The sequence below is a fragment of the Gordonia sp. NPDC003504 genome, assembly GCF_053587995.1.
The window spans coordinates 1-1,253 of record NZ_JBSFPC010000033.1; the positions used below are offsets into that span (position 1 = coordinate 1).

Consider the following 1,253-nt stretch of genomic DNA (forward strand, 5'->3'; position numbering starts at 1 on the left):
TCGACGGGTGGGACGTGGCCGATCTCGCCGTGCAAACGGCGGTGATTGAACCAATCGATGTACTCGGCGACGGCGATCTCGACCTCGCCGACACCACCCCAGCCACCCCGAGGACGCATCACTGGGTTGCGGATGCATTCGGCCTTGAACAGCGAGTTGAACGCCTCGGCCATCGCATTGTCATACGAATCACCCTTAGAGCCAACAGAAGTCACCGCATCGGCTTCGGCGAGGCGTTCGGTGTAACGGATGGCTCGATACTGGGCGCCGCGGTCGGAGTGGTGAATCAGCCCGGCCACGTCCTGGCCGGCACGCGACCGCGCCCACAACCCCATATCCAGGGCGTCGAGCGCGAGGTCGGTGCGCATGGTGGTCGAGACCTGCCAGCCCACGACCATCCTCGAGAAGACATCAAGGATGAACGCGGCATACACCCACCCCGAGTGGGTGCGGATATAGGTCAGGTCCGCTACCCACAGCGCGTTGGGCGCCGCCGCGGTGAACTGCCGTTCCACACGATCTGCCGGTCGCGGAGTTTCGGCCCCCTCGCTGCACGTGGTCCTGCGCGTCTTCACTCTCGTTATCCCCTGCAGCCCATCAGCTTTCATCAACCGTTCGACAGTGCAGCGGGCCACGCGGACACCCTTTCTGTGTAGTTCGGCATGGACTTTGCGGGCACCGTAGACGCCGAGATTATCGGCATGCACAGTGCGGATCTCGCCGAGGACCTCGCGGTCACGGACCACCCGTGGCGCCTCGACTCGTCGAGAACTCAGATGGGCTCGCACCGTGGACGGAGCGATCTGGGCGGCCGTATCTCTCAGGGCCGCGCAGATCGGATCGACTCCATGTTCGCCACGATGAGTGGCGACGAACTCCACGATCAGCGCTGCGGGCGGTCGATCTCCGCCGCAAAGAAAGCCGATGCCTGCTTCAAGATGGTGTTCGCCCGCCGCAGCTCACGGTTCTCCCGTTCCAGCTGCGCGATCCGTTCAGCCTCGCTGGTCGTGGTACCCGGTCGAACGCCGCCATCGATCTCGGCCTGCTTGACCCAGGTCCGCAGCGCCTCCGGGTGCACACCGAGTTGATCCCCGATCCGTTTGAGCGCTCCCGGCCGCGTGACCGGGTCCTTGCGGGCCTCCACCGCCATCCGCGTCGCCCGCTCCTTCAGCTCAACGCTGTACTTCCGTGGTGCTGCCATACTCTCCATCCTTCACAGATTCGAGAGCCTCCGACAAACCCGGGGCGATTCA

1 protein-coding gene and 1 other annotated feature are annotated in these 1,253 nt (G+C 64.6%); the gene reads right to left on the reverse strand.

All coding sequences use genetic code 11. The annotated features are described in order from the left end of the window. Positions 1-1,201, reverse strand: a protein-coding gene (locus tag ACWDPV_RS24140; protein ID WP_449745007.1) for an IS3 family transposase whose coding sequence is annotated in 2 segments (ribosomal slippage) — positions 1-913 and positions 913-1,201 — 1,202 coding nt annotated over the 2 segments. Because the reading frame shifts where the segments join, the coding sequence is not laid out codon by codon here. This gene is flagged as partial in the annotation. Further along, positions 795-923: a sequence feature (AL1L pseudoknot), on the reverse strand. It overlaps the preceding gene by 129 nt. Positions 1,202-1,253: the final 52 nt, after the last annotated feature.